The organism is Sulfurimonas sediminis, assembly GCF_014905115.1.
Taxonomy (GTDB): domain Bacteria; phylum Campylobacterota; class Campylobacteria; order Campylobacterales; family Sulfurimonadaceae; genus Sulfurimonas; species Sulfurimonas sediminis.
In genome coordinates, this window is sequence record NZ_CP041235.1 from 1584705 (window position 1) to 1610190 (window position 25486).

General features: G+C 37.0%; 26 protein-coding genes and 6 tRNA genes. 13 read left to right on the forward strand and 19 right to left on the reverse strand.

Translation table 11 applies throughout. The annotated features are described in order from the left end of the window. Positions 1-18: 18 nt before the first annotated feature. A complete protein-coding gene (locus FJR45_RS08545; protein WP_193150166.1) occupies positions 19-1731 on the reverse strand; it encodes an ABC transporter ATP-binding protein in 1713 nt (570 codons plus the stop codon). Between the two features lie 92 nt (positions 1732-1823). On the opposite strand from FJR45_RS08545, the gene FJR45_RS08550 reads away from it, so the two are divergent. Further along, entirely contained in the window at positions 1824-2900 is a 1077-nt protein-coding gene (locus FJR45_RS08550; protein ID WP_193150167.1) for a glycosyltransferase family 9 protein, read from the forward strand. Positions 2901-3077: 177 nt separating this feature from the next. On the opposite strand, the gene FJR45_RS08555 is transcribed toward FJR45_RS08550, so the two are convergent. From FJR45_RS08555 to FJR45_RS08585, 7 genes are all read right to left on the reverse strand, one after another. Continuing rightward, positions 3078-3154 (reverse strand) — tRNA-Asp (locus FJR45_RS08555). 275 nt (positions 3155-3429) lie between these two features. Beyond that, positions 3430-3505, reverse strand: a tRNA-Val gene (locus tag FJR45_RS08560). A gap of 147 nt (positions 3506-3652) precedes the next feature. Beyond that, positions 3653-3728 (reverse strand) — tRNA-Glu (locus FJR45_RS08565). 137 nt (positions 3729-3865) lie between these two features. Beyond that, positions 3866-3941, reverse strand: a tRNA-Val gene (locus FJR45_RS08570). A 6-nt stretch (positions 3942-3947) separates the two neighbouring features. Next, positions 3948-4024 (reverse strand) — tRNA-Asp (locus FJR45_RS08575). Between the two features lie 11 nt (positions 4025-4035). Then, a tRNA-Lys gene (locus FJR45_RS08580) sits at positions 4036-4111 on the reverse strand. A gap of 74 nt (positions 4112-4185) precedes the next feature. Beyond that, a complete protein-coding gene (locus FJR45_RS08585) occupies positions 4186-5274 on the reverse strand; it encodes a CinA family protein (protein WP_193150168.1) in 1089 nt (362 codons plus the stop codon). Positions 5275-5388: 114 nt separating this feature from the next. Between FJR45_RS08585 and ileS the strand changes: the two genes are divergently transcribed. The 12 genes from ileS to FJR45_RS08650 all read left to right on the forward strand — a co-directional run bounded on the left by ileS (position 5389) and on the right by FJR45_RS08650 (position 17156). Continuing rightward, positions 5389-8157 carry an isoleucine--tRNA ligase gene (gene ileS / locus FJR45_RS08590; protein ID WP_193150169.1) on the forward strand — a complete coding sequence of 923 codons (2769 nt, stop codon included), beginning with the start codon at positions 5389-5391 and terminating at the stop codon, positions 8155-8157. Between the two features lie 108 nt (positions 8158-8265). Then, positions 8266-9606, forward strand: coding sequence for an Asp-tRNA(Asn)/Glu-tRNA(Gln) amidotransferase subunit GatA (gene gatA / locus FJR45_RS08600; protein ID WP_193150171.1), 1341 nt, complete (start codon positions 8266-8268; stop codon positions 9604-9606). A 51-nt stretch (positions 9607-9657) separates the two neighbouring features. Next, positions 9658-10065 carry a hypothetical protein gene (locus FJR45_RS08605; protein ID WP_193150172.1) on the forward strand — a complete coding sequence of 136 codons (408 nt, stop codon included), beginning with the start codon at positions 9658-9660 and terminating at the stop codon, positions 10063-10065. A gap of 84 nt (positions 10066-10149) precedes the next feature. After that, positions 10150-10500: a hypothetical protein gene (locus FJR45_RS08610; protein ID WP_226966414.1), complete on the forward strand. Its 351-nt coding sequence runs from the start codon at positions 10150-10152 to the stop codon at positions 10498-10500. 65 nt (positions 10501-10565) lie between these two features. Next, positions 10566-12011 (forward strand): IMP dehydrogenase, encoded by a 1446-nt coding sequence (gene guaB / locus FJR45_RS08615; RefSeq protein WP_193150173.1) that lies wholly within the window; start codon positions 10566-10568, stop codon positions 12009-12011. A gap of 275 nt (positions 12012-12286) precedes the next feature. Then, a complete protein-coding gene (locus FJR45_RS08620) occupies positions 12287-12697 on the forward strand; it encodes a DUF1924 domain-containing protein (RefSeq protein WP_226966415.1) in 411 nt (136 codons plus the stop codon). Beyond that, positions 12694-13233 carry a diheme cytochrome c gene (locus tag FJR45_RS08625; RefSeq protein WP_193150174.1) on the forward strand — a complete coding sequence of 180 codons (540 nt, stop codon included), beginning with the start codon at positions 12694-12696 and terminating at the stop codon, positions 13231-13233. Before FJR45_RS08620 ends, FJR45_RS08625 begins: the two co-directional genes overlap by 4 nt. A gap of 2 nt (positions 13234-13235) precedes the next feature. After that, positions 13236-14351, forward strand: coding sequence for a cytochrome b/b6 domain-containing protein (locus FJR45_RS12465; RefSeq protein WP_226966416.1), 1116 nt, complete (start codon positions 13236-13238; stop codon positions 14349-14351). After that, the gene (locus tag FJR45_RS08635) at positions 14352-14738 is read left to right on the forward strand and encodes a Spy/CpxP family protein refolding chaperone (RefSeq protein ID WP_193150175.1); all 387 of its coding nucleotides are present in this window, start codon (positions 14352-14354) and stop codon (positions 14736-14738) included. Further along, complete coding sequence (locus FJR45_RS08640) at positions 14731-15402, forward strand: response regulator transcription factor (protein WP_193150176.1); 672 nt, start codon at positions 14731-14733, stop codon at positions 15400-15402. The genes FJR45_RS08635 and FJR45_RS08640 overlap by 8 nt, the downstream gene beginning before the upstream one ends. Next, complete coding sequence (locus FJR45_RS08645) at positions 15399-16601, forward strand: sensor histidine kinase family protein (protein ID WP_193150177.1); 1203 nt, start codon at positions 15399-15401, stop codon at positions 16599-16601. Before FJR45_RS08640 ends, FJR45_RS08645 begins: the two co-directional genes overlap by 4 nt. A 51-nt stretch (positions 16602-16652) precedes the next feature. Continuing rightward, positions 16653-17156, forward strand: coding sequence for an RDD family protein (locus tag FJR45_RS08650; RefSeq protein WP_193150178.1), 504 nt, complete (start codon positions 16653-16655; stop codon positions 17154-17156). On the opposite strand, the gene FJR45_RS08655 is transcribed toward FJR45_RS08650, so the two are convergent. From FJR45_RS08655 to FJR45_RS08705, 11 genes are all read right to left on the reverse strand, one after another. Beyond that, entirely contained in the window at positions 17140-17862 is a 723-nt protein-coding gene (locus tag FJR45_RS08655; protein WP_193150179.1) for a tRNA 2-thiocytidine biosynthesis TtcA family protein, read from the reverse strand. The two genes, FJR45_RS08650 and FJR45_RS08655, sit on opposite strands and share 17 nt — an antisense overlap. 16 nt (positions 17863-17878) lie before the next feature. After that, a complete protein-coding gene (locus FJR45_RS08660) occupies positions 17879-18571 on the reverse strand; it encodes a 5'-methylthioadenosine/adenosylhomocysteine nucleosidase (RefSeq protein WP_193150180.1) in 693 nt (230 codons plus the stop codon). A 2-nt stretch (positions 18572-18573) separates the two neighbouring features. Then, positions 18574-19296, reverse strand: coding sequence for a nitrilase-related carbon-nitrogen hydrolase (locus tag FJR45_RS08665; RefSeq protein WP_193150181.1), 723 nt, complete (start codon positions 19294-19296; stop codon positions 18574-18576). A gap of 1 nt (position 19297) precedes the next feature. Further along, positions 19298-20236: an ACP S-malonyltransferase gene (fabD, locus tag FJR45_RS08670; protein ID WP_193150182.1), complete on the reverse strand. Its 939-nt coding sequence runs from the start codon at positions 20234-20236 to the stop codon at positions 19298-19300. Then, complete coding sequence (locus tag FJR45_RS08675) at positions 20233-21036, reverse strand: DNA-binding transcriptional response regulator (protein ID WP_226966417.1); 804 nt, start codon at positions 21034-21036, stop codon at positions 20233-20235. Before FJR45_RS08675 ends, fabD begins: the two co-directional genes overlap by 4 nt. Continuing rightward, positions 20984-21508, reverse strand: a complete 525-nt coding sequence (locus tag FJR45_RS08680; RefSeq protein ID WP_193150183.1) for an FKBP-type peptidyl-prolyl cis-trans isomerase — start codon at positions 21506-21508, stop codon at positions 20984-20986. The genes FJR45_RS08675 and FJR45_RS08680 overlap by 53 nt, the downstream gene beginning before the upstream one ends. Positions 21509-21582: 74 nt before the next feature. Next, positions 21583-22488 (reverse strand): tetratricopeptide repeat protein, encoded by a 906-nt coding sequence (locus FJR45_RS08685; RefSeq protein WP_193150184.1) that lies wholly within the window; start codon positions 22486-22488, stop codon positions 21583-21585. Positions 22489-22498: 10 nt separating this feature from the next. Further along, positions 22499-23056, reverse strand: a complete 558-nt coding sequence (gene pal / locus FJR45_RS08690; RefSeq protein ID WP_193150185.1) for a peptidoglycan-associated lipoprotein Pal — start codon at positions 23054-23056, stop codon at positions 22499-22501. 72 nt (positions 23057-23128) lie between these two features. Continuing rightward, entirely contained in the window at positions 23129-24379 is a 1251-nt protein-coding gene (tolB, locus tag FJR45_RS08695) for a Tol-Pal system protein TolB (protein WP_193150186.1), read from the reverse strand. A 3-nt stretch (positions 24380-24382) separates the two neighbouring features. Beyond that, positions 24383-25099 (reverse strand): TonB C-terminal domain-containing protein, encoded by a 717-nt coding sequence (locus FJR45_RS08700; RefSeq protein WP_193150187.1) that lies wholly within the window; start codon positions 25097-25099, stop codon positions 24383-24385. Further along, a complete protein-coding gene (locus FJR45_RS08705) occupies positions 25092-25484 on the reverse strand; it encodes an ExbD/TolR family protein (RefSeq protein ID WP_255613193.1) in 393 nt (130 codons plus the stop codon). The genes FJR45_RS08700 and FJR45_RS08705 overlap by 8 nt, the downstream gene beginning before the upstream one ends. Positions 25485-25486: the final 2 nt, after the last annotated feature.

A 25486-nucleotide genomic window follows, 5' to 3' on the forward strand; every position in this document is an offset into this window, starting at 1 on the left:
CTCTGTGTTCAACCCGGATTATTTTTTCAGCTCTCCCGCCAGTCTTTGATACACAGCAGAACACTCTAAAAGCTCTTTGTGCGTACCGCTTGCCACTATGAGCCCTTTTTGCAGTACCAAAATTTTGTCAGCATGCTCAATTGTAGAGAGACGGTGTGCGATTGTCAGTGTGATTTTATCTTTTGTGTAGGCATCGAGTGCTTTTTGTATCCGCTTTTCACTCTCATTGTCGAGTGCCGATGTTGCTTCATCAAAAAGCAGCAGTGAAGCATGTTTGTATATTGCTCTTGCAATGGCTATACGTTGTCTCTGTCCACCTGAAAGATTTGCCCCTGCTTCACTCATCATAGTATAAATACCCTCTTCAAGCTGCATCACAAAATCATAGGCATCCGCCAGTTTTAAAGCTTCTATGACTTTTGCTTCATCTATATGCTCTTGGCCGTAGGCAACATTGGCAGCCAGAGTGTCTTGAAAAATGTAGATGCGCTGTGAAACAAGCGCGATATGATGCTTGAGTGACTTTTGCTTGAACTCTTTGATATTTATGCCGTTTATGAGAATCTCTCCGCTGTCGGGATCATAAAAACGCAAAAGCATATTCATAAAAGTCGATTTGCCCCCGCCACTGTCTCCAACAAGAGCAATATGTTCTCCCTGGTTGATTGTCAAAGTAATACCGTCTAGTATATTGATATTTTCATACTGTAAAACAACATTTTTGTATTCGATTTTCTTAATGTCTTCTTTGAGCTCTTTTGTACCCTCGACGACACTGTTTTCTTTGTCTATGATTTCAAAAACACGCTCACTTGCCGCAAGCGCATCCTGAATTTTTGAATAGGTTCCGCCAAGTTTGCGAATCGGTTCAAACACAAGTCCTACTGCCGTGATAAATGCTGTAAACTCACCGACAGTCATTTTACCATCAAAAACCTCTTTGCCCCCGACATACACGACCATGGCAAGTCCTGAAACTGCTATGATCTCCATTATAGGCGAAACAAGGGCACCGACATAAATGGCTTTCATGTTTATCTTGAAAAAGTTCCAGTTTTCTACACTGAAACGGGAGACTTCAAATTTTTCTGTTGCATTGGCTTTGATGATTTCACTGTTGTTGAAAACTTCTGTCAAACGCGATACCAAATCAGCATTTTTATTCTGGGAACGGTGTGAATACTTTTTGAGTTTTTTGGCTATAAGCATCAAAGGGTAAATAATCAGAGGCACAACAATAAGCGTATAAAAAGAGAGTAAAGGATTGAGATAGACAATATACCCCACGAGCGCAATAACCGTTAAAAGATCGCGAAACATATCAGGCAGCATATTTGAAACAAAATACTGAATCCGACCGATGTCATTTGTTACACGAGAAATAAGCTCTCCGCTCCGGTTTGCATACAAAAATGCCATATCAAGATGAATCATCTTGTCTAAAAGTATTTCACGAAAACGGGTCACAATACTCTGCCCGATGTACTCCATAAAAATTGTCTGAATATACTTTCCAATCGCTTTTGTCACATAAATGGCAATAAGCCCCAAAGGAATAAGGTAGAGCATTGTTTTGTCTTTTTTAATGAACATATCATCCATCATCGGCTTCATAATCTGGGCAGTTCCCACAGTTGACACAAGAATCAGCAAGCCGCCAAAAATGACAAGTAAATAGTAGAGTTTATACTCTTTTATATAAGGCCAAAACCGTTTAACAATCTCTTTCAAATGCACTCCGTTAAGTTAATATGACATTTTACACTAACTATCCTATATAAATGTTAATTGGCTATAATTACACAAAAAAAACAAAGATTCCTATGAAATATCCTTTACATGTAACCCTAAGAAAAAAACTCTCGAGTATTCTCAATGGTCTGCTTTCTTTCTTTTCTCATAAATCGCAGCCTGCTCAATATATTGACAAAGAGAAAGTCAAAAGCATTGTCATTATACGGCCAAATTACCGAATAGGGAACCTGCTTTTTTTAACGCCTCTTATCAACGAACTTGCAAAAGAGATGCCAAATGCAAAAATAGACATCATTGTCGGCATGAAACTTGCCGGTAAAATTCTTGAACCTCTGCCAAATGTTGACAAAGTCATAGACATCCCCCGAAAACTGCTTTTGCATCCGCTTGAGATGCTTGCCTACATCAAACAGGCCAGAACAAAAGAGTATGATGTTGCCCTGAATGTTTCCGGCGGTTCCACCAGTGCCCAAATCGTCACATCACTCACAAGAGCAAAATATAAAGCCAGCTTCGCAAGTGACAAACTCTGGGCGAATTTCACACATATTCAAGAAAGAGGCTTAAAGACCTACCGGCATATGGGACTTGAAAGTATGGAATTTTTACGATTTTTCAAAATTGATTTTCCAAAAAAAATGCCAACGCTTGATATAAAACCAACACAAGATGAGAGAGAAAAAGCAAAAAAAGACTTGCTTTCACTGTTACATGTAAATAATATTGCTGCCGGTACAAAGGTTATAGCCATCTTCAGAAATGCAAGATTTGACAAAAAGATAAGTGATGAATGGTGGAACGAGTGGGTAGACACACTCTTTAAGCTTGATGAAAACATTGTCATTATAGATATTCTCTCCCCTGACATTCCTACAAAACTCAACGAAAAAGTTTTGGAATATGCCAACAAAGATTTAAGAGTTTTAGGGGCATTTTTTCAAGTCTGTGATCTGTATGTCAGTGCGGACACAGGGCCTATGCATCTTGCAGTCGCTTCAGGTGCAAAAGTTTTGGCACTTTTCAACAAGACAGATATTCAAGTCTACGGTGCTTTGGGAGAACAAAACAAAACTATAAACATAGAAAAACTCTCCCCCGGAGATGTTGCACACATTACAACTGACTTTCTCAGTACTCTCAAGTAGTTTTTTCGGAATCTGTACTTCAATGACAATGTCATTAAGTTAAAAAAATTAATGCTTTCTCGGAACCGGTACTTCCGTGAGGGCTTTATCTTTGAAAGTCTGGATTAATAAGAACTTGAACAGATGATGTAAAAACAGTATTTTATGATTGAATGGATTGAATGAATAAAAAGAGAATGGCGCGGTGGATGGGGCTCGAACCCACGACCCCCTGCGTGACAGGCAGGTATTCTAACCAACTGAACTACCACCGCAACCTAAAATTATGCTTTTTGCTTTACTCGGCGTTAGAACCTTTCGCTCAATCGTCACATAGTATAACTATGCTCCTTTTTCACTCTAGAACCTGCCTTGATTAAAACAAAAATCAAGAATTTTATAAATAATCGTCACATTTTCTTTTTTAAAGTAAGAAAAAACTTGTTTTTTACATTAGTTGTGTCAAAAATTTTAGCGAAGCGTATCTTGATGCCCCTTGAGGGTGCTTAGGTACGTGAACTGAAATCTTTTGATGCAAATAATCAAAAAATGGTGGGCACTACTGGACTCGAACCAGTGACATCTACCTTGTAAGGGTAGCGCTCTACCAACTGAGCTAAGCGCCCAAAATATGCTTTTTACTTTACTCGGCGTTAGAACCTTTCGCTCAATCGTCACATAGTATAACTATGCTCCTCATTCACTCTAGAACCTGCCTTGATTAAAACAAAAATCAAGAATTTTATTATTAAAATTTCAAACACCAATTAAAATGGCGACCCCTAAAGGATTTGAACCTCTGTTACTACCATGAAGTGATAGTGTCCTTGGCCACTAGACGAAAGGGTCACTTTCATTGTTAACAAAGGGTTAACGGTTGTTTTTTGCATTAGTTGTGTCAAAAATTTTAGCGAAGCGTATCTTGATGCCCCTTGAGGGTGCTTAAGTACGTGAGCTGAAATTTTTTGATGCAAATAATCAAAAAATGGTGGGCACTACTGGACTCGAACCAGTGACATCTACCTTGTAAGGGTAGCGCTCTACCAACTGAGCTAAGCGCCCGAAAAATGGCGCGGTGGATGGGGCTCGAACCCACGACCCCCTGCGTGACAGGCAGGTATTCTAACCAACTGAACTACCACCGCGCATATAAAAATGGTGTCCTGTGATGGATTCGAACCATCGGCCACATCATTAAAAGTGACGTGCTCTACCAGCTGAGCTAACAAGACATTTGCCTCTTATTGTTAAGAGGTCGAAATTATAGACAAATAGATTTTAATTGTCAAGATATTTTCTCCTAAATTTAGAAAAAAGTCTCTTTATCAAGCAAAAGCAACATTTTTATTGCCATCAGGGCACTCTGTTCCTGTACATAATTCCTGTCACCGTGAAAATGCAGATGCTTTTCAGTATGTTGTGTTTTGCTTCGCACACCTATATATACAGTACCGACCGGTTTAAACTGCGTGCCCCCTGTATCTCCGGCGATTCCGCTTACTGCCAAAGCATAGTCTGCTCCACTGACATTGAGTGCACCCTCACTCATTTCTCTGACAACTTCGGCACTTACTGCACCGTTTTCTTCAAGTATGGCATGATCCACAGCCAACCAGTTTTCTTTGAGTGTATTGGAGTAGGTTACCAGGCCGCCCTCTAAAATTTTTGATGCGCCGTTGTGTTTTGTAAAAAAGTAACTGAGCAGTCCGCCTGTGCAACTCTCGGCAAATGTTATTTTTTTCCCTGAATGTGAAAGTTTTTCTATAATATACTCAATAATATTTGATGATGCAATAAGCTTTTTAGGCAACAGGTTTTTTGCTGCATGAATAAATTTTGTAATATCCCCGTACTTGTTACTCGTTACATCTACTCTGTGCCACCCTTGCACCTCCTGTGTTACATCAATATTGACTTCATATGTTTGTGCGATTGGAGTAAAAATTGTCACTATAGTGGATTTGTCTTCTTCAAATATATGTATAGTTGCCCGTATCTCTTCATTTTTTAAAAGTAATTCGGGCATTTTTTGTCCTTCATCCATCTGTATTACGTTTATCAGGGAGTTTTGAAATTCCAACAGATAGGAACGTTCTGCAAACAATGAAGCTTTCTGCGGTATGAGCATCCCCTCTTTTAAAATCTGGTTATCACTGGTTGCGGTGCATATCACTTTTCCGACAGTTGAAAAGTTTTGTTTACATGTAACGATAATAACCCGGTCGGATGTATGGAGTTCTTCTTCAAGATAAAGAAAAAAGGAGTTGTCACTGTCCTTAAAATAAGTTATATTATCTATAAAACCGCTGTTTTTTTCAATATCTCGCAAAATATACTCTTGTAATGATCTGTTATAAACAAATTTATTTCCAATGATTATCAGATGTGTTTTCATACTCTGTACAGCCTTGTTTGAAGAATTTTATTTGGCTTATTATAACACTTTTATTAGGTTTTAAACACATAAAAGGTATACTGCAAAAATTTATAATAATATTTTGAGGTTTCAATGGACTACAAAGACACACTACTTTTACCAACAACTACGTTTGCCATGCGAGGCAACTTAATAAACAATGAACCAAAGCGTTATGCTGCTTGGGATGAGAAAAAAGTTTATCATAAAATGAAGGCAAAACGTGCCGGTGCGGAACACTTTACCTTGCATGACGGTCCTCCCTATGCAAACGGACATATCCACATAGGACATGCACTCAATAAAATTCTCAAAGATATTATCATCAAAAACAACTATTTCAACGGGAAATCAGTCCGTTTTACTCCGGGCTGGGATTGTCACGGTCTTCCAATTGAACAGCAGGTTGAAAAAAAGCTTGGCGGAAAGCAAAAAAAAGAGCAGCTTGAAACTGCCGAGATCAGAAAACTCTGCCGTGAGCATGCTGCGAAGTTTGTAGACATTCAAAAAGAAGAGTTTAAAACACTCGGAATTATTGCTGACTGGGAAAAACCCTATGTGACAATGGATTACAGATTTGAAGCAAACATTTTCAGAACACTCTGCAGTGTTGCGAAAAAAGGTCTTTTGATTGAACGTAGCAAACCTGTCTTTTGGTCGTGGGCTGAACGAACTGCACTGGCAGAAGCCGAAGTTGAATATGAGGACAAAGAAGACTATTCGATTTTTGTAGCCTTTGAACTCAGCGATGAAGCCAAAGAAAAACTCGGACTGGACAAAGAAACAAAAGCAGCTCCGGTTATCTGGACGACTACACCATGGACAATTCCTGCAAATACAGGGATTTCGCTAAACCCTGAAGAAGAGTATGTTCTTACAACTGAGGGTTATATTGTTGCAAAAAAACTATTGAATGCTTTGGTTGAAGAGGGCATCCTCAAAGGCAGTGTTGCCAAAACTTTTGATGCGACTGTATTTGAAAACCTCAACGCCATCAACCCGCTCAATGGCAGAATTTCCCGTATGGTTTTAGGAGAGCATGTTTTAGTTGACAATGGTACAGGCTGTGTGCATACCGCTCCGGGTCATGGTGAAGATGACTACCGTGTCGGACTAAAATATGATCTTGAAGTTGTTATGCCTGTGGATGAAACAGGATGTTATGATGCAACTGTTGTACGTGATGCTTTGATTCCCAATGCAGAGGATTTTGTAGGGCGTCACATCTTTAAATCAAATGAAGACCTTATAGAGATGATGGGTGAGAGCGTGTTACATGTAAGCAAGTTTATGCACTCCTATCCACATTGCTGGAGAAGTCATACACCGCTTATCTACCGTGCTACAAAACAATGGTTTATCTCTGTTGATGAAAAACCTGAGGGCGAGGATAAAACACTCAGAAACATTGCCCTTGATGAGATTGAAAAAACACTTTTCGTGCCACAAACCGGAAAAAACCGTTTGACTTCGATGGTTGCAAACCGTCCTGACTGGTGTATTTCCCGCCAGCGTGACTGGGGTGTGCCTATCGCATTTTTCAGAGTAAAAGAGACAGGTGAAGTTTTACTTGATGAAAAGGTGCTCAACTTTGTAGCGATGATATTTGAAATGCAGGGAAGTGATGCCTGGTACTCTATGGACATCGCGCAGCTTCTTTATCCGGGAAGCGGCTACAAGCCTGAAGAGCTTGAAAAAGTGACAGATATTTTGGATGTATGGTTTGACTCGGGCTCTACCTGGAATTCGGTACTCAAATCTCGTAACTATGATGCTGGAGATTATCCGGCTGACCTGTATGTAGAAGGGTCTGACCAACATCGCGGCTGGTTCCAGTCATCTCTGTTTTTATCTTCTGCGGTTGAGCACAAAGCACCCTACAAAGGTGTATTGACACATGGTTTCACAGTGGATGAAAAAGGCGAGAAAATGTCTAAATCAAAAGGCAATGTCATAGCACCTGAAAAAGTCTTAAAAGAGTACGGCAGTGAAATCCTGCGTTTATGGGTTGCTTCTTCAGACTATCAGGGTGATTTGAAAATTTCTCAGGGGATTTTAAAACAGACTTCTGAAAACTATCGTAAACTGAGAAACACATTCAGAATCATGCTTGCCAATATCAATGACCTGGAAAACCTGACACCGTACGAAGATATGGGTGATTTGGACAAATGGATTTTAAATGTTGCACAAAACACGCTTGATGAAGTACATAAACACTTTAGCGAATATAACTTTGTCAACGGTATGAGCACACTCAATAACTTCATCGTTAACGAACTCAGCGGCATGTATATAGATATGACAAAAGACAATTTGTACTGCAATGCACAAGACTCTACAAGAAGACGTGCAAGTCAAAGTGCTATGGCAATGATTACAAAAACACTTCTGCTTCTTATGGCACCTGTCATAACCTATACAGCGGATGAGATAGTAGACAATGCCCCTGCCATCATCAAAGGCAATGCCGAAGATATTTTTGACATGAGCTATGAAAAAATTGAAGCCGGTGACGTGCCGTTTGATGCTGAGTATATGGTAAAAGCGCGTGAAGGTTTCGGCGCAGAAGTTGATAAACTCAAAAAAGAAAAAATCATCAAAAATACCCTTGAACTTGTCATTTGCACAGAATCAAAAACTGTCCTTGAGATGAACAGTACTGATGCAGAAGACTGGTTTGTTGTTTCCGGAATCTTCGAAGACAAACCCGAAGAAGAGATCATAGCCAGCTTTAAAGTTGATGAAGATACCTTCAGCATCGCAAAAGCCACACTGTACAAATGTCCAAGATGCTGGAAATACCAGGCTGAAGCAGAGGACTGCCTTTGTAAAAGATGTCAAAGCGTAGTCAATGATTGATTACACTCAGCCCGTTAGTACAACATTTATCATAACAACCATACTTGCTGTATTTGTTATGATTGGTATAGGTATTTTAGCTGTTAAAAAATTCAAAAAGGAAAGTTAGTGATTACATTAAAAGAAGCGCTTGCAATGAGCAAAGATGAACTTAATAAATTTAAAGATGAATTACAAACAAAGATAGAAGCAAACAAAGATTTAAATGCTTATATAGATGTCAATACTTTTGGTGAGGGCGTGCCTGTTGCCATAAAAGACAATATTCAAGTCAAAGGGTGGTCTGTTACTTCTGCTTCAAAAATTCTGCAAGGCTACATTGCGCCTTACAATGCCACTGTCATAGAAAAACTTTTAGCTGCCGGGCTCTCTCCTTTTGGTCGCACAAACATGGATGAATTTGCCATGGGTTCGACAACAGAGACAAGCTGCTACGGCAAAACACTCAACCCTGTCAATCCTGAGCATGTTCCCGGTGGAAGTTCGGGAGGAAGTGCCGCTGCAGTTGGAGCGGGTTTGGCTATAGCTGCACTTGGCAGTGATACAGGCGGAAGTATCCGCCAACCGGCAGCCTATTGCGGCATCGTAGGGATGAAACCGACCTACGGAAGAGTCAGCCGTTACGGTTTGGGAGCTTATGCCTCAAGTCTGGATCAGATAGGACCGATGACACAAAATGTAGAAGATGCTGCTATTTTGTATGACATTATCAGCGGGAGTGATGCCAAAGATTCCACAAATGCCATGAGAGATGACAAAGTCAGTGACAATCTCAATCCTGAAAGAAAGCTCACTATTGCCGTTTTGCCAAAGTATATAGAAAATGCGAGTGATGATATGAAAGAGGCCTACAACAAAGCAATTGCAGCACTCAAAGCACAGGGGCACACCATCGTTGAAAAAGAGATGATGGATGCCAAATATGACATTTCTGCATACTATGTGACGGCTACAGCAGAAGCAACAACCAACCTTGGACGATATGACGGCATACGTTATGGCAACCGAGTTGAAGGTGCAAACTTAGAAGAAACCTACTACAAAACAAGAAGCGAAGGTTTTGGGGATGAAGTCAAACGCCGTATCCTCCTTGGAAATTTTGTACTCTCAAGCGGCTACTATGAAGCCTACTATGTAAAAGCACAAAAAACACGCCATTTGATAAAAGAGGAGTATGCAAAAATCTTTAAGGATGTTGACCTGATTCTCTCTCCGGTTGCTCCGAATGTTGCTCCAAAATTCGGAGAACTTGCAAATCCGATGGAGATGTATCTGAGTGATATCTATACAATCAGTGTCAACCTTGCAGGTCTGCCTGCTCTGTCTTTGCCTATTATAAAAAATAAAGATGGCATGCCTGTCGGACTGCAGCTTATAGCCAATGCCTATGATGAGCAGACACTCTTTGACGGTTCACTGAGTCTTGAAAAAGAGATTGCCTATAAATAATGTAATGACAATGAGATAATTTTTTGCTACTATTTTAAAAAAGGAAGTAAAATGGCATATTTTGACAATGTAAAAGTAAAAGACAAACTCTACGGCTTGGTTTTTGGTCGGGGCAAGGTTTCGCAGGTTTTTGAAGATTCTCATTACAAAATGATGGTAAAATTTAAAAACGGTCATGAGGTTCCCTACACTGAAGACGGCATACCAGGCTGGGGAAACTTCAAAAAACAGACAATCTTTTATAAAGATGATATAGATTTGACAGATGTTGATTTTGCCCCTGTCACAAAAGTACTCTCTCCTAAAAAAATCATTAAACTCAGGGAAAAGAAAAAACTTGAAGTCAGACTGCCTTCGGGAATATGGACAAACTGCACAAAATGTGTGGCAAGTTATGTTGAAGATATGCTTGAGTCTGAGAACTATCATCTCTTTAGAAAAACACCTAAAAAAGGATAAATCATTACATATACAATCATTCATACCATACATATATTTGCTGTTTTTATTTATGGAGGATTTCTCTTTACCGATAATCTTTTTATGACAAAGATGAAACAGTCATTAACGGAAGAAGAACATAAAAAAGCACGTGAAGCCATCATGATACATGTACGAAAAGTTGTTCCAAAGGCTCTTATAGTTGCTGTACTCTCTGGAATGTATCTTTTTTCACAGGTTTTTGGAAAAATTTCTCCTGATGGACTAAGCAGTTTTCAGATAGCTCTTTCAATCAAAGCTTTTTTAGGTCTTTGGCTTGGTTTTCGCGGTGTCAATCAGGTATTTTTCGGTATACAGCCGTGGGTATTTAAAAGCCATATTTTCCCTTTTGTTCTTGTCGTTATTATCATTTTACTTTCCCAGTTTATGTTTTTAGATTTTACCTCTTTTTAACCACAAAAGAGGTATAATGCAAAAATTTCTAATAATTAATTTTATACTCTGCAAAAGGATACCCCATGAGAATTCGTAAACGCGCCCTGACATTTGAAGATGTACTTTTAGTACCACAGTATTCGGAAGTACTTCCTAAAGAGGTCTCACTTGAGACAAAACTCACTCGTAATATCACTCTGAAAATTCCTATGGTTTCGGCTGCTATGGATACAGTCACAGAATACCGTGCTGCTATTGCAATGGCAAGACTCGGAGGTATCGGAATTATTCATAAAAACATGGATGTCGAAACACAGTGCAAACAGGTAAAAAAAGTAAAAAAATCTGAAAGCGGCATTATCATTGATCCGATTTATGTCCACCCTGATGCTACTTTAGCGGATGCAGAAGCGTTGATGAAAGAGTTTAAAATCTCCGGTGTTCCTGTTGTAGACGGACATAACAAACTCCTTGGTATTTTAACAAACCGTGATATGCGATTTGAAAAAGATATGCGAAAACATGCAGACGAAGTGATGACAAAAATGCCGTTGATTACTGCAAAAAAAGGAATTTCTCTGGATGAAGCTGCAGACATTATGCACCAGAACAAAATAGAAAAACTCCCTATCATAGATGATGAAGGCTTTTTAAAAGGGCTCGTAACCATCAAAGATATCAAAAAACGTATAGAGTATCCAAATTCAAACAAAGACGCCTTCGGTCGTCTGATAGTTGGCGCAGCTATCGGTGTCGGTCAGATGGACAGAGCAAAAGCCCTTGTTAATGCCGGTGCCGATGTTCTTGTTCTGGATTCTGCACATGGTCATTCCAAAGGTATTTTAGACACCGTCAAAGCGATTAAAGAGTCTTTGGAAGTTGATGTAATTGCCGGAAACATTGCAACAAAAGAGGCAGTTCTTGCACTTATAGAAGCAGGCGCCGATGCGGTAAAAGTAGGTATAGGGCCTGGTTCAATCTGTACAACACGAATTGTTGCAGGTGTCGGTGTGCCACAGATTTCCGCCATAGATGAGTGTGCGGAAGTTGCCCGTCCTCACGGTGTTCCTGTTATAGCAGACGGAGGTATCAAATACTCCGGCGACATTGCAAAGGCACTTGCTGTCGGTGCGAGTTGTGTAATGGCAGGTTCACTTTTAGCAGGTACAGAAGAGTCGCCTGGTGAGACGATAATGTTTCAGGGACGTCAGTACAAATCGTACCGCGGTATGGGTTCTATCGGGGCTATGCAAAAAGGAAGCAATGACAGATATTTCCAAGAAGGCACAGCCGCTGACAAACTTGTTCCCGAGGGAATTGAAGGGCGTGTTCCGTTTCGTGGTTCTATTGCAGGAATTGTGCATCAGATGATGGGCGGACTGCGTTCTTCTATGGGATACTGCGGAAGCGAAAGCATTGAAGCTTTCTGGGACAAGGCAGAATTTGTTGAAATAACATCAGCAGGACTCAAAGAGTCTCATGTCCATGATGTCATCATTACGCAAGAGGCACCGAACTATCACGTATAATTAAATTTTAAATACATATAAGTGCCTGACAAGAATACCTTCCTCCTCCAATGCCATTAAGTTAAGCATTTTTTTGGAACGCGGACTTCAGTCCGGGCTGAGAGTGACAAGAGTATTGCAACAGCCGGCACTGAAGTATCGGTTCCGAAAAAGCATTAATTTTCTTAACTTAATGGCAGTGACCTCCTCCCCACTTTGTAAATCTTTTGTCAATAAACTACTACCAAATACTTGATAATCTACTGTTATACTTTTAAAATAATAGGAGGTGCTACTTGAAAAAGATACTACTAACATTTGGAATTTTAAGTATAACGCTTTATGCAAATCCAATAAATAGCTACATGGAGACTTTAAAAGTTCAAGCAAAAAAAGAGAACCAAAACTTCAGTGACTTTAGTGCTGTAAGAGGCAAAGAGATATTTTTCAAAGAACTGATTGGTAAAAGAGAAAAAAAGGTCTCTTGTGCAAGTTGTCATACAAATGACTTAACGAAAACAGGTGAAAACATCTTTACAGGGAAAAAAATAAAACCACTCTCACCAAAAGTAAATCCAAAGAGATTTACAAATGTAAAAAAGGTCAAAAAGTGGCTTAGAAGAAACTTTAAAGATGTTTACAAAAGAGAAGGAACAGCCCTTGAAAAAGGTGATGTATTATATTTTATGATGGGAGTTCAAAAATGAAAAAGATAGTAATTTTAATGATTTGCAATGGTTTAGTTTTTGCCGGCGGAATGGCTTATAATCAAGTGACGGATTTTAGGGAAAAGAAAAGCAACTCAAAAGAAAAAGCTTTATATATAAATGAGTGTGGTTCATGTCATATGCCATATCAACCACAGTTTTTACCTAAAAAATCCTGGATAAAGATGATGAAAAATCTTGATAATCACTTTAAAACCGACGCAACAGTTGAGCCGGAAGATTATAAAAATTTAAAAGATTTTTTACTTAAAAATGCTTCGGACAGCAAAGAGAGCAAAAGAGTTGGTAAATATTACAGGAAAATAGCAAATTCTATACCTAAACACAAAACTCTTTTAAGAATAAGTAACGCACCCTATTTTCAAAAAGAGCATAGAGAATTTCCTAAAAAATACATAACGCAAAAAGAGGTTAAATCTATTGCAAATTGTATTGCTTGTCATAAAGATGCAGAAAAAGGAACATATCAAGAGAGAAGTATATTTATACCAAACTATGGCAGATGGGATGATTAAAGATGAAAGCATATATTTGGCCTCTTCCAAACAGAGTTTTTCATACACTGATAGTTCTTTTTGTTGCTATATCATGGATAACAAGCGAGTGGGATAACTATTTAGATATACATGCAATTTTTGGCATAGCTGTAGGGTTATTGATTTTGTTTAGAATTGTTTGGGGCTTTATTGGACCAGAGTATTCGAAATTTTCTACTTGGCCTTTGCATATAGACGAGTTATGGGAATTTGCTAAAAACTTTTTAAATCCAAAAAAGTATGCGGGACATAATCCGGCTGCTTCTTTTGTGCTGCTTTCTATCTTAGTGGTTGGAATACTAGTAGTGTTGAGTGGGCTGTTGGCTTATGGAGTACAGGAAGGAAAAGGTCTTTTTAGTTTTTTACATGACACCTTTTTCCAAAAAATGGAAGTTTTTGAAGAGTTGCATGAATTTATAACAAATATATTTTTCTTGCTTATTTTTGCTCATCTATCAGGAGTAATGATAGATAGACTCTTACATCCAAAAACGCAAACTCTTAAATCTATTGTTACAGGCTACAAAAGTATTGAAGCAACAAGTGTGAGATTAAACAGCTTGCAAAAATTATTTGCATCTCTCTTTTTTATAGGATTGTCTATATTCTTTTCATATAGCATAAGTGGACAAAATATCTTTATAAAAAGCAAATATAAAGAGATAGAATATGAAAAACACTCTGCTATTTTTGTAGAAGAGTGTGCTGCTTGTCATACGCTTTATCCCCCTTTTTTACTGCCTAAGAGTTCTTGGAAACAGCTTATGAAGCAAAAAGAACTTGAAAATCACTTTGGTGATGATGCTTCTTTGAATGAGGAGGATAGAATTTCTATTTTAAACTTTTTAGTAAAAAACAGCGCAGAATTTTCTACAAAAGAGAGTGCAAACTATATTTTAAATTCACTAAAAGAGAAAAAAAAGTATATAATAGCAATAACTGATACACCTTATTGGAAAAAAAGACATAAAAATATAGATAAAAACATATTTTCAAGTAAAGAAGTAAAAAGTAAGGCAAATTGTAAAGCATGCCATACAAAAGTAGAAAGAGGTCTTTTAGAAGATAATCAGATAAAAATACCTAATGGAGCTTAGATGAGAATTATTCTTATTTTTTTAATGATATTTAACTTTGCTTTTGCAGATCACAATGATAAATATGAAAATAAAGAGCATTTTTTTAAAGACTTATCATATTTACACCTAAAAAACGATCAAAAAAAATACATACAAGTTATTTTAATTAATGCCAAGAAGAGATTAAAAAATATGAAAAAACTAGAAAACAGTACCAATAAAACTCTTAAAAAACTTTTCTTAGAAGATGATTTTGATGAAGAAGAAGCTTCAAGAGTTTTAAATATCTATGAAGCAGAAGAAGTAAAACTTCATATAGATACATTGAAAAAAATTCATAAAATTCTAAATAATGAGCAAAGAAGACAATTTAGCAGATATCTTAAGGAGTGGGAGTTTGAGTAAAAATATAATGCTAATAGAAGATGATAAAAAGATGCAAGAGTTAATACAAGAGTATTTAGAAAATTTTGGATTTAATCTGTCTGTGTTTGGAGAACCAAAAGAGGCTTTAGATGAACTTTTTTCAAAACAAAGTTTTTATGATTTGGTTGTTTTAGATTTAATGCTTCCAAATATGGATGGCTTTGATGTATGTAAGATTATAAAAAACACAGTTGATATACCCATAATAATATCAAGCGCAAGAGGTGATATAGGAAATAAAATCTACGGATATGAGCTTGGCGCAGATGATTATTTGGCCAAACCTTATAATCCAAGAGAACTTGTATTAAAAGTAGAAACACTCCTAAAAAGATATAAAAAGTCAAACAGTTTTAAAATAAACAACCTAACAATAGATGAAATCAACAGAACAGTAAAAATTAAAGATTATAAGGTTGATTTAACAAAAGCAGAATTTGATATTTTACTTTTCTTAATAAAACATACAAATTCAATTTGCTCAAGAGAGCAGATAGCCACAGCTATCGGATTGCCAATCGATACAAAAAAAAGAGTTATTGATATGCATATCTCTAACATTAGATATAAGATTGGAGATGATGCTAAAAATCCAGAGTTTATTAAATCTATTTGGGGTATGGGATACAAGTTTGTATCATGAATATTCAAAAAAAACTTTTTATATTTTTTGCTTTTAACGGAGTCTTGTTTCTGGCAATATCATCGTTCCTCTATCTTCAAAACAATAAAAAGCAAGAGCTTTTAATCGATAAAATCTACCTCAATAGCGCAAACACTATTTTAAAATATATTACTAAAGAACAAAATACTCAATTAAAAAACTATTTATTATCACAAAATCTTCAAGAGATAAAAAATTTAAAAAATTATAAAGTCACATATTCTAAAGATTTAGTTTTATCCAAATTAGCAATTGTCAAAAAAGAGAATACAAAATATTTAATAGTTGAATATCTTGATGAAAAAAGAATCTTTTTTAGTAAACTTTATCAAAAATTTAAAAAAGAGAACTATATTTTATTAGTATTTTTTTTAATAATTTTTATATTGAACATTACTCTTTTTATTTTAATCAACAGACTATTTAAACCTATAAAACTCTTAACCCAAAGGATGCTTGATTTTGTATCTTTAAGTAAAAATACAAGTAACTTCGATGAAATACAAGAGTTAAATATCGCTTTTTCAATTATGACACAGAAAATCAATACTCTACTTATGCAACATAAAGACCTCTTAAGAGATATGGGACATGAATTAAAAACACCTATAGCAAGAGGAAAATTTATAATTCAAAAAATAGAACAAGAGAATTTAAAAGTTGAACTCAATGCTGTTTTTAACGAATTAAACAGCTTAACTTCAACTATTTTAAATACACAACTATTATCAAAAGAGAATATGAAAATATCAAATTTTGATATTGACTCCATTTTACTAGAATCACTTCAAAGAGTTGGAGCGAGTGAAGATGAAGTTGAAATTCAAAAAAGAAATGAACTCAATTTTCAAGCTGATTTTTCTTATCTTATCCTTGCATTTAAAAACTTAATTGAAAATGGCTTGAAATATAAAATCAATGATAAGCTATACATAATCATAAAAGAAGATAGAATTATATTTAAAAATAGAGCAAAAAGATTAAAAAAAGAGTTTGAGTACTATTTAAAACCATTTTCACAAGAGGATAAAAACTCAGAGGGGTTTGGGATAGGACTTAGCTTGGTTCAAAAAATTGCTACACTACATAATTTTCAGTTAAACTATTACTATAAAAATGATTTTATACATTTTGAGATGATAGTAAAAAAGAGTATGAAAAGTGCTAAAAGAGAATAAAAAGAGTGTTACATTAGTATTAAGTAAGCGTTCTTACGCTATCTTTAGGGTATGAAAAAAAATATTAGATATGCAGGATTTTGGATACGCTTTTTTGCCTCGTTTTTCGATACGCTCTTTTTGGCTCTGCCTGTAGGTATCATTATTTATTTTGTAAGTGATGGCAACTGGTTTGATTTTTCCCAGTACCAACACAATATTCAAATGGCAATGAATGGGAATATGCATGCTCTTGACCAACAACCGCATACCTCTTTAACATGGGAATTTGTTTTTGAGATTTCAGTGTTGCTTGTGACAATTCTTTTTTGGGAAAAGTGGCACGGAGCTACCCCTGGAAAAAAATTTCTACATGTAAAGATAGTCGATGCCTTTACATGTAAAGATATAAACAACAAACAGGCGATTACACGTTCTTTGGCCTATATCCCCTCATTACTGTTGTTCGGACTCGGCTTTTTGATGGTGGCTTTTCGAAAAGACAAAAGAGGACTGCATGATTTGATTGCCGGAACCATTGTAATCTATGAGGAAGAAGCTACTCCTCACTCATAAAAAAACTCTCGACTGAGATGTTTTTAAAAGCGGCATTGAGTGAAGTAAAAAGCTGAGGATGTTCTTTTTCCATTGATGCGAGCATCTCTTTCATCTGTGCTCTAGCATAAGGCATTTTGACATCAAAACGCATAGCAGGACAGGCTTCATCACCTATGGCTTCTATGCCGTTGTCTTGTACAAAAGCACGCAGCTGACGTTCACGCATCTGAATCAAAGGACGAATCACAACAAGTCCGTTTTGGGCTGTATATTTCGGAGCAAGACTGCGCATCTGTCCATTGTAAATAAAGTTCATAAAAAAACTCTCTGCCGCATCATCCATATGATGTCCAAGGGCAACTTTGTTACATCCCAACTCCTTGGCAACACTGTAAAGATACCCTCGCCGCATACGGGAAAAAAAGCTGCAAAATGAAGAGTTTTTGCGAATTTTTTCTTTTGCCAAATCATAAGTCTGGGTCTCTTTTACTATATGTTTTATACCATGTTCCCTGCAATGTGCGGAGAGTTTTTCAAAATTTTCACCCATCCCGTAGCTTACGGTAACGGCAATAAATTCAAAATCAAAAGGAGCCCGACGCTGCTGCTCTTTCATCGCATGAATCATTGTCAGAGAGTCTTTGCCTCCGCTGAGTCCGACAAGAATTTTATCCCCCTCTTCTATCAAGGCAAACTCGGCATTTGTTTTACCGAGCTTTGACATAATTTTTTTGGAAAGTTTAACCGACAAGTTTATCAACCATTTTCATAATAAATTCAGCAGACTCTACAGCACTCGTCTCTAAAAACTCATCAAAAGAAAAACTTGCATCCATGTCTGCCGCATCACTTATTGCACGAAGAATAAAAAAGGGCACATCCAAAGCATCACATACAACAGCAACACTTGCCCCCTCCATTTCCAGTGCATCTGCATGAAACGTCTCTCCAATCCAGTTTTTTCTTTTCTCATCGGCTACAAACTGGTCACCTGTTGCAATGATACCTTCTTGGACATTTTTGCCCATCTCTTTTGCAACCTCTTTTGAAAGGGCTATCAGTTCTTTGTCTGCTTCCACATATACAGCACCCTCGGGCACATATCCAAAAGGATGTCCAAAGGCTGTAATGTCAAGATCGTGCTGAGCAAGTTTTGTTGCTACAATCAAGTCACCTATTTTGAGTTTTGGCGATATTGCCCCGGCAACCCCCGAAAACAAAAGTGTTGTTGCTCCAAAATGTTCACACATGGTTGTAGCCGTCAGTGTTGAAAAGACTTTTCCAATCTTTGAGTAGGCAATAATAAGACCAACCCCTTGGTAATCTGCTTCGTAGTAAGTGTTTCCTGCATATTTTGTTGTTTTGTATGTACCGACTTTTTCTAAAATCGGTGCGATTTCTTCAGGCATTGCACCCATTATTGCTATTGTCATATTTATTCCTCGATTGTAAATGTCTGTATTGATTTTTCAAACAGTGGCAGCTGATGCACTCTTTTGCCCTCTCTTTGAACGATACAGCTTCCGCCCCAAAAGCCAAGTCCGTCTTCAAATCCTACACGGTTGACAAAAAGAAGCTCTGCACTGCACTCTTTTGCAACATTGCTGATAATTCCATACCATTTGTCTTGAATATCCAAAGATTTTTCATTAAATCCGCGAGCCGGGGATGCCACAAGAACGATAATCAAGTCCGGATCAAGTCTGGTGAGTTCTTCATGCACACTGCTGTGCCATAAATCCTCACAGATAAGCATCGAAACTTTTTTTCTCACCGCAACAAAAGACTCAAATGTGTCACCGCCTTCAAAATAGCGGGCTTCTTCAAACATTCCGTAATTTGGTAGATGGACTTTTATATGCTTGGAGAGAAGTTTTCCTCCGCTGTAGTACAACGCTGTATTTCTAAAAACATTCCCGTCTTTGAGTGCTGCGCCGACAACAATATCAATATCTTTGCTCAACTCTTCAAAAACGCTCAGTTCTTCAGGTAAATAGGCATCTTCAAAAAGTTTATCCTGAAGCAAATACCCGCTTAAAGAGAGTTCAGGAAAGACTATAAGATCTGAACTCTCTTTGACACTGTTTATACATGTAACAGCGTCATTGAGATTTGTACGGTTTAACTTCGGTGAAGTTTGTGCAAGTGTGACTCTCATATTAAGAGCAAACTTCCTCTTTCACTTTTTGCAATGATGCCATATCTGATATATTGAGTGTTTTCAACTCTTTTGCAATTCTTCTGTTGAGGCCTTTTAGTACAACTCCGTTACCAAACTCTATGGCCAGATCAACTTCAGGTGCTATCGCCTGAATAGACTGTTTGTATTTTACCGGTTTTACAAGCTGCTCTTTTAAAAGGTCAACTGCTTCGGCTTTTGTACTGTAGGGTTTTGTTGTAACATTTGAAATCACAGGGGCTTCAAAAGTATCTTGTATCTGTGTCTGCATAATTTCAGCAAGAGGTTCCTGTGCAGGTGCCAATATATCACAGTGTGATGCAACAGACATATTTAAAAGTAAGGCCCGTTTTGCACCTGCTTCTTTAAAAGTCTGTTCCATTGATGCCAAATCTTCTTTATTTCCCGCAACTACAAGTTGTCCATCCTGGTTATAATTGGCAGGCCATACCTGCTTACCTTCATTTTGTGCATCACTACAAATTTTTTCCACACTTGCATCATCAAGACCGACAATAGCCATCATCCCTGCATTTTTTCCTTCACAGGCTTCTTGCATAAAAGCACCGCGTTTATGCACAAGTTCTACAGCATCTACATAATCAATAGCGCCTGCTGCACATAAAGCAGAAAACTCACCCAGAGAGTGTCCTAAAAAAAGTTCGGCTTTGGTGTCAGGGCAAGCTTCTTTGAAAAGTCTGTATGCTATCATCTGAACAAGTAAAATTGCCGGCTGTGTATAGGCCGTTTGCCCCAGTTTTTCATTTTCTTCAAAAATAAGTTCTTTAAAATCCACACCGATTCTTTCACCGGCTTTCTCAAACATTTCACGTGCAATTTCAGAATTTTCATAAAAATCTTTTCCCATGCCAACTGCCTGAGAACCCTGTCCTGCAAATATCATAGCTATTTTTTTCATATTTTTCCTTCTAAATATTTTTTATTTTCTGTTATCTTTTTTCGTAATGTGTTTCTGTTTAAACCCAAACTTTCAGCTAACTGTACCTGTGATTTAAACTTATGCAGACCTGCTTTGAGAAGCGGTACTTCATAAAGATATAAATAGTTTCTATAATCACTCTTGGAGCCAAGTTTGTCGTAAAGATAATGTTCAATAATATCCATTAGCTCATTGTCTTGAATATCCTGAAGTAAATAATTTATCATCACCTGTCTTTTTAAAGAGATGCCATTTTGAGACAAATCAGGTTTGAAATTACTTACGTCAAAGTTACTGCACTCACCAAACAACACAATGGCTTCGCTCACAAACTTTTCGATTAATGCTTTGACATCTTCCATTCTCTCTCGTAAAGGAGGAATATTAAACTTCACACTAAAAAGCTCATCAATGGCCCGGTGGGAAAAAGAGTCTTTTGCCGTTGCTATAACTCTTACATTGTTTTCTTTTACAGCCTGTGCCAAACGTTCAATATTGGGTGAATTGTCAAGATTTGTGATTATGATAGCTTGTGTGTTTTCTAAAGAAAGAAGCAGCTCATCAAAATTAGATGCATCAATTACAAATGCATCCGGAAGAATAAAAGAAGCCAAGGTCTTTTTTCCAACACCTATCTCACCTGTAATAAGGGCATTTACCGTAAGTGTTTTTAAAAGAGTCGCTGTCTTTTTAGCCTGGGAGGAAGCCTCACAGGCAGTTAGAAATTTAGTTACATCCACAACCGCTGCCGCCACCTGTTCCACAACAACCCTCTTCATCAGAAGGTTTGTTTTCTTCCGGAACACCAGTCATTGCTTCTTCAGCAGAGGCATCTCTTACATTGTTAATGGCAACAGTGAACATTAAATCTTTTCCTGCAAGAGGATGATTAAAATCAATTACGACAGTATCATCTTTGATTTCTTTTACTGTAACCTGCACAGTTCCGCCATCTTCACCCTGACCGTAAAGAGTCATGCCTTCAGTTAAATCAATCCCGGCAAACTGTTCTTTTGGAACCTCTTGAGTTGCATCTGCATTATACTCGCCATAGGCATCTGCCGCTTTTACCAAGATGTCAGCTTTGTCACCTGTATTCATATCTTTGATTCCATTTTCAAGTCCTGGAATAATTTGTCCTTTTCCGAACATAAATACCAATGGAGCTCCGCCTTTGTTACTGTCTACGATTTGATCGCCATCACGTACTTCATATTCCATTGATACAATTTGATTGTCTTGAATTGCCATTATTTTACCTTTTATTTTTTTGGGATTTTATCATAATAATCTATATTATTGCTGAAAAGCATATTTTACCCCGTTTAGCCTAAATGTTTCTTAGCCTCTTTTGCTTCTTTTGAATGAGGATATTTTGCAATTACAGCATTGTAAAATGCCTTTGCATGTGCCTTGTCTCCTGTTTTATCCATCGCAATCGCAGTATGTAACAACAGTTTTGGCATATACGAAGCTTTGTCATACAAAGAAGCACTTTTTTTAAAATATGAAATTGCCTGTGCATAATTTTTTCTTTTAAAGTTCATCTCGCCTATCATATAATGTGCATAGGCCGGCTTGTATTTTCTTTTGATGAGTTCTTTATAGTTTTGAATCGCTTTTGTATAGTATCTTTTGTCAAAATTTGCTTTTGCCTGGTTGTATAACTGTGCACTGCTTATTTTTCTCGGTTTCACACTTTTTTTTCTAGACTGCATCTCTTTTGCAATCAATGTTTTAAAATCATTGATATCTTTTACAAGAGTATTGAATGCCTCTTTGCTTACATACTGAGCATTCATTTTATCTACGACTTTTGAAAGCGCAAAGATCATGGTTTGCAGTTTTGCTATCTCATCTTGATTCTTCTGTACTTTTTCAGCCAGTCTGGTTTGAAACTCATGAATATTGTCAAGATTTACTCTGTTTTCTTCTTTGAATTTTTGTAATTCCAGCTTATTTTCATGAGAGCGTACACTCAGATTTTCTACAACACTTTGTATGCCGTCCACTCTTTCACGCAATGAATCAAGTTTACTGGCTTGTGATTTTGTATTTATGGCAACTTTTTTCAAAGTATCTTTTGTTTGCAAAATAACTTTTTCACTTTGAGTAAGTCCGTAGGGTGTCGGTGCAGTCAAGTCGCCTGCTCCGAACGCAGAAGGTTCAGAAGCAAACGATAAAGAAGAGACAAAAGTAAGAAGTAATAAAGTGCGTATATTACTTTTCATCACATAAAACTTATGGTAAAAGTTTAAAATTTACGCGACGGTTTTTAGCCCAGCATTCTCTTGTGTGTTCGGTACATACAGGGTTACTCTCTCCGTAACTGACCATAGAGATACGAGAAGCATCAACACCCTCAGCAACCAAAGCTTTTTTTACACTGTTTGCACGCTTGAGTCCAAGTGCGAAGTTGTACTCATCACTTCCCCACTCATCACAGTTACCTTCAAGTTTTATATTAAAAGACTTTGCAGTAGTTTTTCCAAGTTCTGCTGCAGTATCTACTTTTTCCTGCATATCAGGTCTGATGTTATACTTGTCAAAATCAAAATAGACTGTAGGAAATTTTGATTCAATTGCACCAGTACTGAACTGATTGCTGTTGAGGCTGTTTGTAGATGAACTGATTTCCGCATTTTCACCTGTTACAGTTTCAGTCATCACTTCTTCAACTTCTTGTGCTACCGGTGCCGTGACTTCTTCAGTCTTTGTGTCGACTGCCGGTTCTTTTGTACTACAACCACTGAAAACTAAAAGTGCTACTACAACACTTGAAAGAACTATACTTTTCATTATTTATTTCCTTGCTTTTAAAATTGATATATTATACCAAAAAAATGTAATAAGTGATGAACACTTACAACCTTACCAGTCCATAGATTGTATTTTTCCTGATTTTAGAGGAAAAAGATAGTTTTTATTGTGCATCAGCCGAATAATGCCAATGGCACTTTGCGATTTATAGTTTTTTATAAATATAATTGCATCACCGTCTTTGGAAAACCTTGGAAACTCATTCACTCCTGTCGCAGTGAGCCTGCGAATAAAATCAGTTTCTGTTGAGATAAGATGCAGATTAAATGTATTTGCACTAAAAGCATTTGAACTTTCACGGGCCTCATAGACTACATAATGTCCTTGCGCACTGCATGAAGAGTTTGCTTTTCCATAATAAACCAGCTGCTCTACAAGTCCGTTGTCCAATCTCTTGGAAAAGACATTGGGATAGCCTAAACGGGATGAAATAAAAATAATTTTATCATCTCCCATAAACTGTCCGTTTACATCTATTCCGCTGTATGAGGTAATTCTTTTATATTTTTTTGTCTCTGTATTGTAAAGATAAATATCCGGCTGACCGTCTCTTGCCATTGTCAGCAGCAGCTTTTTTCCGTCTTCGCTGACATCTGAACATACCATCATCCCGTCAGAAGATATGATGTTTTTCACTTTTGCAGTTTTAATATCAACATGCTTCAAAGTAGGTTCAAAAGAATCCAGTGATGTATAATAAAATGCAGTTTGTGCTTTGTTTGCCCATTTTGGAAAGATATTCAATCCGCCTGAGATGATTACATGCTGGTAGGAGAGTGTATAGTCCGCAATAATAATTTCACTTTTTTTAGGTGCAACTATACGGGAAAATATAACTTTTCTCTTCATCCATCCAACAGAAGGCTCACCCATAAACTCATTGATATCATAAGCCATGGCATGAGAGATAAACATATAAATATTTTTGTTGTTTACTCTGTATCGCTTTGAAAAGACTACTTCATTTTGGTGAAACAGAATCATTTCGATATTTAAAGCTTTGTTGTCATCCTCAAACAGTTTATAGCGCAAAACATAATTCATATCTTTATTGGCGACAAGTACATTTGTATCATCAAAATCGGCAAACCTGTGATGCCTGTCAACATTAAATAGAGAAATAACATTTAAATCTGCTACAAGAGACTTAAAAAAACGCAGCTTAAATGTGTCATTATAGCTGAGCGACGCATCTTCAACTGCCAAGGAAGGCAAAGAGTCTGCTTTTTTCACTACTTCTATAGTTGCATCACCTGCAAAAGCCAGGCTGATTAAAATGAACAAAGAAAAAAATATTTTCAAAATCTACTCCTTAGAAATTAATATAACAATCGTTCTGCTCGGTCTGTTTTTCGGGTTGACAGGAAAGACAACATTTTTCAATCGTTCTTTAATCCTGTCTGCTTCTTCATTGAGTGCTTCATTGTTAGAATAACTCAGTATTCTAAAATCAATAAGTTTGCCAAAAGGGTCAAGTTCGATTACTGTTTTTACACTGTTGCCCTCACTGTTTTGCGGCACATTAAAATGTTGATAAACAATATCCTGAATTTTAGCCAAATATTCATTAACTTCATTCGCAGCAGATGTTGCTTCATTTTTTGACGGATCATGGCTTGCCTGAAGTGTACTGATCTTTTGTGTTACAGACTCTCTCTCTTCTTCTTTTGTGGGCCTGATTTTTCTTGTAATCTGTTCTATCCGTCTTTTATTATCGGTTTTTTTAACTTTTTTTACACTGTTGTCTATTTTCTTTGTCCATACATCACTGAATAGATTATTGATATCTATGTTTTTTACAGCTTTTTTAGTTGCGGGAACTGTTTTGGAACTTTTCTTTTTCAGCGGGTGCTTTGTATTTGTAACATTGATTGAAACAGAGATATAATTTTCTTTTTTATAGCCATATGCTTTTGTTTTGGAAGCATTAAACATCATATAAAGAAATGAGAATAAAAAAAATGCAAAAAGAGAGAGTGACAAAAAGCCACTTATATAAAAATAACGGCTGTTGTTATCCATTTGTAGCTAAAGATACCTCAGTGAAACCGGCTTGTTTAACCGCAGCAAGCACTGACATAACTATACCATAGTCCAAACGTTTATCTGCACTGATTAATACAGTTGCTTTTTTATTTAACTTTCTTGCATACAATGAAAAATTATCCATAAAAGCATTTAAGAGATAGATATCTTTATTGACTTTTATATTTCTTTCTTTGTCTATTGTTATATGTACAGGAGGAATCTTCGAGAGTTGCTCGGTTGTTGAGCCCTGTGGCAGTTTTATATTCTCTTCATAAATGATATTTGGAGCAATAACCATCAAAACAACGAGCAGTACAAGCATTACGTCAACAAGGGGAGTAATGTTGAGCTCTGGTTTTTCTTCCCAATCATACAGCACTG

Bases quoted from the DNA above. Each gene is read 5' to 3' on its own strand.
- FJR45_RS08550 (WP_193150167.1), top strand. From the start codon at position 1,824: ATGAAATATCCTTTACATGTAACCCTAAGAAAAAAACTCTCGAGTATT.
- FJR45_RS08585 (WP_193150168.1), bottom strand. From the start codon at position 5,274: ATGAAAACACATCTGATAATCATTGGAAATAAATTTGTTTATAACAGA.
- ileS (WP_193150169.1), top strand. From the start codon at position 5,389: ATGGACTACAAAGACACACTACTTTTACCAACAACTACGTTTGCCATG.
- FJR45_RS08605 (WP_193150172.1), top strand. From the start codon at position 9,658: ATGGCATATTTTGACAATGTAAAAGTAAAAGACAAACTCTACGGCTTG.
- FJR45_RS08610 (WP_226966414.1), top strand. From the start codon at position 10,150: ATGACAAAGATGAAACAGTCATTAACGGAAGAAGAACATAAAAAAGCA.
- guaB (WP_193150173.1), top strand. From the start codon at position 10,566: ATGAGAATTCGTAAACGCGCCCTGACATTTGAAGATGTACTTTTAGTA.
- FJR45_RS08625 (WP_193150174.1), top strand. From the start codon at position 12,694: ATGAAAAAGATAGTAATTTTAATGATTTGCAATGGTTTAGTTTTTGCC.
- FJR45_RS12465 (WP_226966416.1), top strand. From the start codon at position 13,236: ATGAAAGCATATATTTGGCCTCTTCCAAACAGAGTTTTTCATACACTG.
- FJR45_RS08635 (WP_193150175.1), top strand. From the start codon at position 14,352: ATGAGAATTATTCTTATTTTTTTAATGATATTTAACTTTGCTTTTGCA.
- FJR45_RS08645 (WP_193150177.1), top strand. From the start codon at position 15,399: ATGAATATTCAAAAAAAACTTTTTATATTTTTTGCTTTTAACGGAGTC.
- FJR45_RS08650 (WP_193150178.1), top strand. From the start codon at position 16,653: ATGAAAAAAAATATTAGATATGCAGGATTTTGGATACGCTTTTTTGCC.
- FJR45_RS08655 (WP_193150179.1), bottom strand. From the start codon at position 17,862: ATGTCAAAGCTCGGTAAAACAAATGCCGAGTTTGCCTTGATAGAAGAG.
- FJR45_RS08660 (WP_193150180.1), bottom strand. From the start codon at position 18,571: ATGACAATAGCAATAATGGGTGCAATGCCTGAAGAAATCGCACCGATT.
- FJR45_RS08665 (WP_193150181.1), bottom strand. From the start codon at position 19,296: ATGAGAGTCACACTTGCACAAACTTCACCGAAGTTAAACCGTACAAAT.
- fabD (WP_193150182.1), bottom strand. From the start codon at position 20,236: ATGAAAAAAATAGCTATGATATTTGCAGGACAGGGTTCTCAGGCAGTT.
- FJR45_RS08675 (WP_226966417.1), bottom strand. From the start codon at position 21,036: ATGAAGAGGGTTGTTGTGGAACAGGTGGCGGCAGCGGTTGTGGATGTA.
- FJR45_RS08680 (WP_193150183.1), bottom strand. From the start codon at position 21,508: ATGGCAATTCAAGACAATCAAATTGTATCAATGGAATATGAAGTACGT.
- FJR45_RS08685 (WP_193150184.1), bottom strand. From the start codon at position 22,488: ATGAAAAGTAATATACGCACTTTATTACTTCTTACTTTTGTCTCTTCT.
- pal (WP_193150185.1), bottom strand. From the start codon at position 23,056: ATGAAAAGTATAGTTCTTTCAAGTGTTGTAGTAGCACTTTTAGTTTTC.
- FJR45_RS08700 (WP_193150187.1), bottom strand. From the start codon at position 25,099: ATGGATAACAACAGCCGTTATTTTTATATAAGTGGCTTTTTGTCACTC.